The organism is Acinetobacter sp. TUM15064, assembly GCF_008980265.1.
Classification (GTDB): domain Bacteria; phylum Pseudomonadota; class Gammaproteobacteria; order Pseudomonadales; family Moraxellaceae; genus Acinetobacter.
Map to the genome: position 1 here is coordinate 23,831 of NZ_BKFU01000046.1, position 7,374 is coordinate 31,204.

The following is a 7,374-nucleotide window of genomic DNA, read 5'->3' on the forward strand; positions in this document are numbered from 1 at the left end:
ATGAAAGATTTTAAAAAGCCACCTTTTAAACAAAAAGCCATCGCGCTTGGATTTACCTTTGGTATCCATGTGATTGCTGTTGTTGGCTTACTTTATCTTGGTATGAGTAAACCACCTGAGCCACCGAAGCAAATCAAGACTGTTCTGATTAAACCCGAGGACTTAAAGCCTGTTACACTTGAAGAAACAGAGTTTACTGAAACAGCACATGAAAATGTAGCCAAAGAAATCACACAAACGGCTCCCCCCACTGTAGAGCCTGCACCTGTTATTCCAACCACACCACCTATAACACCCGTTGTGCCAAAGGTCGATACTCAAAAAGCAGCTGCGGATGCCAAAGCCGCTGAAGCAGCAGCGCGTAAAGCAGAAATGCAAAAGCAGTTAGAGGCACGTGCGAAGGCTGAAGCTGAAAAACTTAAAGCACAGCAAGAGCGTGCCGAAGCCCGAGCTGCCGAACAAGCGAAAGCTGCTGAAAGAGCCAAACTGGATGCTGCCACAAAAGCCGAAGCAGATGCAAAACACCGAGCAAACTTAGAAGCATTGAAAAAAGCGGAAGCTGTACAAAAAGCGAAGCTTGAAGCACAGAAGAAAGCTGATCTCGCTAAAAAGCAGCAACAAATTACTGATGCCAATAAAGCTAAAGCTACGGCGGATGCAAAGGCCAAAGCGGATGCAGATAAAGCCAAGGCTGCCGCTGATGCAAAACGTAAAGCCGATGCAGACAAAGCAAAAGTCGCCGCTGATGCGAAGGCTAAAGCAGATGCCGATAAAGCCAAGGCAAATGCCGATGCTAAAGCTAAAGCAGATGCAGCGAAAACCAAAGCCGACGCTGATGCGAAACGTAAGGCCGATGCGGATAAAGCTAAGGCAAATGCTGATGCAAAAGCCAAAGCAGATGCAGAAAAAGCCAAGGCTGCCGCTGATGCAAAACGTAAAGCCGATGCCGAAGCAAAAGAGCGTGCGGCTGAAGCAGCACGTGCTTCATCTGCCAAACAGGCAGCCGAAGAAGCTGCACAAAAGAAAGCTGAGGCCAAACAAATTGCGTCCACGGCAAAACGAGACTTTGAAAATAAAATTAAGCGTGCATGGGATACCCCTGCCGGCTCAAGTGGGAAAACAGCGACAGCACGTGTGACGCTATCAGATAATGGTACTGTGCGGTCCGTCATTGTGAGTTCTAGCGACCCAGACATGAAAGCCAGTGTTGAAGCCGCGGTTCGTTCTGCTGCACCCTACCCTATGCCATCAGACCCAGAGGCGCGCAGACAAGCTCAAAGTTTTACTTCATCATTTACTGCAAAATAAAAATATCCCCTGAACAAAATCAGGGGATATTTATTTTGAGCACAATATGAAGTTTTTGTAGCGTTCTATGACCTAAAAGTACGTCAACTTTATACATCAAAATTATTTGATGTTTCAGCTATTCCATAACCGTTTCCGCACATCTATGACCTTGATCGGGTGATTCCTTTTCCTATTTACGCTTAAACCACTTAATTCGTACTCACTTTTCACAGTGTTATAACAGATCAATCATAATTTCATGCTTTCAATATTAGAAAATCATGCCATTATGTAGAACAATTAAATCCACAATAAAAGACGTTTGTTTGAGTAAATAACGAATGATGGAAATGACGCGTAAACACCTTCTTAGCCTAGCTATTTTAACTGCTTTTAGCCCAGTCTTAGTGACTCAAGCACATGCCCAGCTTCATTTAGAAATTGCAAAAGCACCTGAAGAAGCACCGAAAATTGCAATCGTGCCATTTAGCAATGACAGCAGTCTTTATCCTATTATTGAAACGGATTTAAATCGCTCAGGAAAATTCACCAGTTCCTCAAAAAATCTACCCGCGACAGCCAGTATGAATACACCTAATGCAGCTAACTGGCAGGCAGCTGGTGTACCGTATGTGGTGACTGGTACAGTTAAGCCTGCTGCAAATGGCGGTTTCGAAGTCCAGTACCAACTTTATGATGTCCAGAAACAACAATACCTTTTAAATGAATTATTAACCGTTCCAGCATCCCGTGTGCGCTCTGCCGCACACATGATTAGTGATGCTATCTATCAAGCACTTACAGGTATTCCTGGTGACTTTAGCGGACGGATTGCTTATGTACTACGTAATCCAGCTACGCCAGAACAACGCTACACACTTCAAATTGCCGATACCGATGGTGAGCAACCTCGGACGATCTTAACGTCACGTGATCCAATTTTATCGCCAGCTTGGACTCCAGATGCCAAGAAAATTGCCTATGTGTCATTTGAAACTAAACGCCCCGCAATTTACGTTCAAGACCTTTCTACAGGTACACGAGAAAAACTTGCCAGCTTCCGTGGTCTTAATGGTGCGCCAAGTTTCTCACCAGATGGTAAGAGCATGTTGTTTACAGCATCTATGCATGGCAACCCTGAAATCTACCAAATGAACTTAGAAACCCGTCAGTTACAACGTATGACCAATGACAGCGCGATTGATACTGAAGCGCGTTATGCTCCTGATGGCAAATCGTTTATTTTCACGTCTGACCGTGGTGGCTCTGCGCAGATTTATCGTTACGACTTCGACAGCAGTAACTATAAACGCCTAACTTTCCGTGGCGCATTCAATGCACGTGGCACACTCAGTGCCGATGGCAAAAAACTGGCACTAGTACACCGTCCAAGTGGCAGTAACTATAAAGTCGCGATTCAAGACCTAAACTCAAGTGTCACCAATATTTTAACGCCAACCAGTTTGGATGAATCACCAAGTTTTTCGCCAAACGGACAAATGGTGGTCTATGCCACACGTGAAGGCTCACGTGGTTTGCTCTCGATCATGTCATTGGATGGACGCTTCCGTATGAACCTTCCAAGCGAACAAGGTGAAGTACGCGAACCAGCTTGGGCGCCTAAATAATTTTTAACTGTCTTTTTTAGTAATCATCAGTTTTCATGGAGATGAAGAATGAAATCAATCAAACTTTTAGCCCTTCCGATTTTAGCAACTGCTCTAGTTATGACTGGTTGTGCAAGTCGTAAACCAGCAGCAACAATTGAGGCGGGTCAAAATCCAAATGGTGCCACCACAGTCAACACACAAGGTCTAAGTGAAGATGCTGCATTAAATGCACAAAATCTTGCAGGTGCATCAGCAAAAGGTGTGACTGAAGCAAACAAAGCATTTTTAGCAAAACGTGTTGTTCACTTTGACTACGATAGTAGCGAACTCAGTAATGAAGACTATCAAACTTTGCAAGCACATGCTCAGTTCCTCATGGCTAATGCAAACTCTCGCGTAGCGTTAACAGGCCATACCGATGAACGCGGTACACGTGAGTACAACATGGCATTAGGCGAACGTCGTGCTAAAGCTGTTGAGAGTTTCTTAATCACTACAGGTGTAAGTCCAAACCAACTTGAAGCCGTTAGCTATGGTAAAGAAATGCCTATCAATGCCGGTCATGATGAAAATGCATGGAAAGAAAACCGTCGCGTAGAAATTAACTACGAAGCTGTACCGCCACTATTAAAATAGTAGTCGTTTCTTCAGCTATAAAAAAAGCGCTCAATTTCGTGGGCGCTTTTTTTATGACTAAACTTGTTCAGGCTTGGGATCTTGGTCAGACTCTTCAGCGTGTTGCATAGACTCAATCATGTCATGCTTATTGAACTTTTTGTACTCAGCTTTGGCTTCATAATCTTGCCATGCTTTTTTTACACTATCCGCTGAAATGTCATCTAGAGTAATCCCTTCGCTCGGCGTTGGAGTCGCATCAAATTTTTGGGTAGTCATTGTTGTGCTCCTGTTTTTACCTGATGTTCCTTTCATCAACATAGCACTTTCCACGAGACTTGCAAGGGTAAAATCACAGCAAATAGTCGAGTTTAATTGTTCTTTTGCCTCGTTCTCGACTAAAATATAGCGCAAAGTTGATTTTATTATGTATTCAAGTTTTAGTGGAGCCTTCCCCCTTATGTCATATCTCAATCTGTCCCAATTCTTAGAACAACAAACGGGAAATCTTACGCCTGAATTGGCTCAAGTGATTAGCACAATTGCTAACACTTGCCAGATCATTGATCAAGCTTTGCAAAAAGGTGCCTTAGCAGGAGTTTTGGGCAGTGCACAAAATGAAAATGTGCAAGGTGAAGAACAAAAAAAATTAGATGTGATTTCAAATGACTATTTAATTGATGCTTTAAAAGTACACCCACAGGTTGGTGGTTTAGCTTCTGAAGAATTAGATGAATTCACCCCAGCTCAAGAAAATGGCAAATATTTAGTGTTATTTGACCCTCTTGATGGTTCAAGCAACATCGACATTAATATGTGCGTGGGTACTATTTTCTCAATCTTGCCTGCAAAAAATGCAGTAACTCAAGCTGAAGACTTTATGCAAGCAGGCAACCAGCAAGTTGCTGCGGGTTATGTGCTCTATGGTCCATCCACCATGTTAGCGTTAACAGTCGGTGCAGGTACTGTGTTTTTCACTTTCGATCCTGAAACTCAACAATTCTTGCTCACTTCTGAAAATATTCAAGTAGCAGCAGATACCAAAGAATATGCAATTAACTCATCCAATCAACGTCACTGGGAGAATCCAGTAAAACGTTATATTGATGAACTGCTTGCAGGTAAAACAGGTCCGCGTGAGAAAGACTTCAACATGCGTTGGGTTGCATGTATGGTTGGCGACATTCACCGTATTCTTTGCCGTAGTGGTATTTTCATGTACCCATACGACCTCAAAGATCCGACAAAAGCAGGTCGCCTGCGTTTAATGTATGAAGCAAACCCAATGAGTATGTTAATTGAACAGGCTGGCGGTGCATCTACAACGGGTCGCGTTCGTATTTTAGACATTCAACCAACAGACCTACACCAACGTGTCCCTGTGATTATTGGTTCTAAAAACGAAGTCGATCTTGTGACTGGCTACCACAACTAATTTTTTAAAATGCGCATAACCATCTAACGCGTTATGCGCACGAGTCTCCCTCATGTCAATCGTTTTTCTTGAATCAAAAGACAACCCAAAGATTAAACATCTGCGTGGTTTAATCGAACAAAGTAGTTACCGTAAAAAGCAAGGTCAAACCGTGCTTGAAGGGACACACTTAGGCTTAGCTTGGGTTGAAAAAAAGAAGAAACTCAATTCTATTTTCACCACTGAAAATGCACTCGAACACCCTGATATTTGCGATATTTTAGATGAATATGAAGGTGCTGTTTTTGTCATTGCTGAAAGCCTGTATCGAGACTTAAGCACACTGGGTACCACTTTGCCCTTCTTGGCAGTTGTAGACTTACCGAGTTCAAGCCAAAGCGTAGACTTTAGCTTAGACACCCTGATTTTGGAAAATATTCAAGATCCAGGTAATGTCGGTACACTCCTCCGCTCCGCAGCTGCTGCAGGGATTAAACAAGTGATCTGCACCAAAGGCTCAGCATCACTTTGGTCGCCACGTGTATTACGCGCTGGTATGGGAGCGCATTTCTCGCTCAACACCTATGAAAATGTTGCCATCGAAGATGTACTCGAGCGCTTTGAAATTCCAGTGTATGTCACCAGCTCACATCAAGCTGAAAGCCTGTATCAAAAAGATTTAACCCAAGCTTGTGTCTGGATCTTAGGTAACGAAGGTCAAGGTGTTTCTGATTTTGCTTTGGCCCATGCTCAAGCAGTTAGCATTCCACAACCAGGTGGTCAAGAGTCTCTTAATGTGGCAATTGCAGGTTCAATTTGTTTCTTTGAAATGGTACGACAGCGACTTTAAAATCGTTAAGTTATATTAATTAAAGTCGGTTCAGCTGAAAAAATAGATTACACTAGAAAAAATAATTAGTTGTGTTGTCAACCAAACCATTATTTCCAACGTTATAGGCACATGATCGAGGAAATAATGGTGGGTATCCAATGACAGGATTTTCCATCTCTATGGATTTAGCACCCAAACAGTCTAAAGCGCAAGATTCGAGTATTCTTAAGAGTACCGCTGAGTCTCGCCTGAAAAGCTTTATGCAAGAAGTGACTGGTCGTGCATTAGTGATGATGGAAAGTGCAACACAAAACCAACATGGCATTGCCATGGATTTGGTGCAAGAAGCCTTTATTTCTCTGCATAAGTCTTATGCAGATCGTTCTACGGAAGAATGGTATCCCCTGTTCTATACCATTTTAACCAACAAATTACAGGATTGGCGTCGTAAAGAAGCACGTCGAGCACAACCCTTTTCTTTCTTCAAAAAAGTCAGTCTTGATGATGACGATCTTGAAGTCAATGATGTGGTTGATGAAAGAGCGCTAAATCCTTCAGACTTTTTAAGTCAAGCTGTTACTGCTGATGAAATTCAAGAAGCCATTGCGAGCCTTCCAGTTCGTCAACAGCAAGCATTTATGTTACGTGCATGGGAAGGTTTTGATACTGCAACTACTGCACAAATCATGAATTGCTCTGAAGGCAGTGTTAAAACGCATTACCATCGTGCGATTCAAGGCTTACGCCAAGCTCTCGCACATTTGAATCCACATCTAGGAGGATCATCCGAATGAAAGATGATTTCTTAAAGCAAGTAACCTCCAAACTTGATGGACTCGCGCAGCACCACAAAAATAAACCCGTGGTCATGCAACATGTTCTTGATGATATTCAAGATCAAAAGTCCTCACGTTATGGCCTTTGGAAAATGTCTGGTTTTGCTTTAGCTGCGGCTATTGCAGGTTTCGTGGTTCTTCCAAACTCTGTAACTCTCGATGAAAAACCACACAACCAAGTAGTTTCGACTCCTAAACTTTCACCACAGATGGTTGAAGATTTAGAAATGTTATTGGTTTTAGGTGAGGACACCGTTCCACATGGCAGCTAAACGTGTCGCTTTTGCGCTTTGTACACTGGGTTTTTTACAAACCAGTTTTGCAGGTTTTGAACGTTTTTGGATTTTTTCCAAAGATGCGGATACGCAAGTATCTGAAACGTGGGAATCGCTATCTGAAGAAGAACAGCGTGCGTTAATTCAACGCTACCAGTCCCTCAAAGAACTCCCAGATGCGCAAAGTGCCGCACTTCAACAACGTATGGATTGGTTCACTCAGCTACCTGAGCAAGAAAAGCAGAAAATGCGTGATACATGGCAACAGATGAGCACCCAAGAGCGACGTGATTTAGGCATTCGCATGCAAAAAGCTGATGCAAATGAACGTGTAAACATTCGTAATGAATATATTAATAAATACATCAATAACCATAACAGCACACATTAAGTTCAGTCAAAACTTATGACCTACTGCTCTCAAGTTCATAAAAAATGCCTCAATTGAGGCATTTTTTATTTTAATTCTAAATTTTACGGCGTTGTCTTAACCACACCAATG

General features: G+C 42.6%; 9 protein-coding genes. 8 read left to right on the forward strand and 1 reads right to left on the reverse strand.

Annotated elements, in window-relative coordinates; genetic code table 11:
- The 3 genes from tolA to pal all read left to right on the forward strand — a co-directional run bounded on the left by tolA (position 1) and on the right by pal (position 3,536).
- The gene (tolA, locus tag GBI16_RS13115) at positions 1-1,308 is read left to right on the forward strand and encodes a cell envelope integrity protein TolA (RefSeq protein WP_086208285.1); all 1,308 of its coding nucleotides are present in this window, start codon (positions 1-3) and stop codon (positions 1,306-1,308) included.
- 326 nt (positions 1,309-1,634) lie between these two features.
- The gene (tolB, locus tag GBI16_RS13120) at positions 1,635-2,918 is read left to right on the forward strand and encodes a Tol-Pal system beta propeller repeat protein TolB (protein WP_171264424.1); all 1,284 of its coding nucleotides are present in this window, start codon (positions 1,635-1,637) and stop codon (positions 2,916-2,918) included.
- A 48-nt stretch (positions 2,919-2,966) separates the two neighbouring features.
- Positions 2,967-3,536: a peptidoglycan-associated lipoprotein Pal gene (pal, locus tag GBI16_RS13125; protein WP_110974577.1), complete on the forward strand. Its 570-nt coding sequence runs from the start codon at positions 2,967-2,969 to the stop codon at positions 3,534-3,536.
- Positions 3,537-3,593: 57 nt separating this feature from the next.
- Here the strand turns inward: pal and GBI16_RS13130 are convergent, their stop codons facing one another.
- On the reverse strand, positions 3,594-3,794 hold the full coding sequence (locus GBI16_RS13130) for an NF038105 family protein (RefSeq protein ID WP_086208288.1): 201 nt from the start codon (positions 3,792-3,794) through the stop codon (positions 3,594-3,596).
- Positions 3,795-3,975: 181 nt separating this feature from the next.
- Between GBI16_RS13130 and GBI16_RS13135 the strand changes: the two genes are divergently transcribed.
- From GBI16_RS13135 to GBI16_RS13155, 5 genes are all read left to right on the forward strand, one after another.
- Complete coding sequence (locus GBI16_RS13135) at positions 3,976-4,950, forward strand: class 1 fructose-bisphosphatase (protein ID WP_151707210.1); 975 nt, start codon at positions 3,976-3,978, stop codon at positions 4,948-4,950.
- A gap of 52 nt (positions 4,951-5,002) precedes the next feature.
- The gene (locus GBI16_RS13140) at positions 5,003-5,779 is read left to right on the forward strand and encodes an RNA methyltransferase (RefSeq protein ID WP_086208290.1); all 777 of its coding nucleotides are present in this window, start codon (positions 5,003-5,005) and stop codon (positions 5,777-5,779) included.
- Between the two features lie 161 nt (positions 5,780-5,940).
- Positions 5,941-6,555, forward strand: coding sequence for an RNA polymerase sigma factor (locus GBI16_RS13145; protein WP_086208291.1), 615 nt, complete (start codon positions 5,941-5,943; stop codon positions 6,553-6,555).
- On the forward strand, positions 6,552-6,869 hold the full coding sequence (locus tag GBI16_RS13150) for a hypothetical protein (protein ID WP_004693889.1): 318 nt from the start codon (positions 6,552-6,554) through the stop codon (positions 6,867-6,869). Before GBI16_RS13145 ends, GBI16_RS13150 begins: the two co-directional genes overlap by 4 nt.
- Positions 6,859-7,263, forward strand: a complete 405-nt coding sequence (locus GBI16_RS13155) for a DUF3106 domain-containing protein (RefSeq protein WP_086208292.1) — start codon at positions 6,859-6,861, stop codon at positions 7,261-7,263. The genes GBI16_RS13150 and GBI16_RS13155 overlap by 11 nt, the downstream gene beginning before the upstream one ends.
- Positions 7,264-7,374: the final 111 nt, after the last annotated feature.

Bases quoted from the DNA above. Each gene is read 5' to 3' on its own strand.
- tolA (WP_086208285.1), top strand. From the start codon at position 1: ATGAAAGATTTTAAAAAGCCACCTTTTAAACAAAAAGCCATCGCGCTT.
- tolB (WP_171264424.1), top strand. From the start codon at position 1,635: ATGGAAATGACGCGTAAACACCTTCTTAGCCTAGCTATTTTAACTGCT.
- pal (WP_110974577.1), top strand. From the start codon at position 2,967: ATGAAATCAATCAAACTTTTAGCCCTTCCGATTTTAGCAACTGCTCTA.
- GBI16_RS13130 (WP_086208288.1), bottom strand. From the start codon at position 3,794: ATGACTACCCAAAAATTTGATGCGACTCCAACGCCGAGCGAAGGGATT.
- GBI16_RS13135 (WP_151707210.1), top strand. From the start codon at position 3,976: ATGTCATATCTCAATCTGTCCCAATTCTTAGAACAACAAACGGGAAAT.
- GBI16_RS13140 (WP_086208290.1), top strand. From the start codon at position 5,003: ATGTCAATCGTTTTTCTTGAATCAAAAGACAACCCAAAGATTAAACAT.
- GBI16_RS13145 (WP_086208291.1), top strand. From the start codon at position 5,941: ATGGATTTAGCACCCAAACAGTCTAAAGCGCAAGATTCGAGTATTCTT.
- GBI16_RS13150 (WP_004693889.1), top strand. From the start codon at position 6,552: ATGAAAGATGATTTCTTAAAGCAAGTAACCTCCAAACTTGATGGACTC.
- GBI16_RS13155 (WP_086208292.1), top strand. From the start codon at position 6,859: ATGGCAGCTAAACGTGTCGCTTTTGCGCTTTGTACACTGGGTTTTTTA.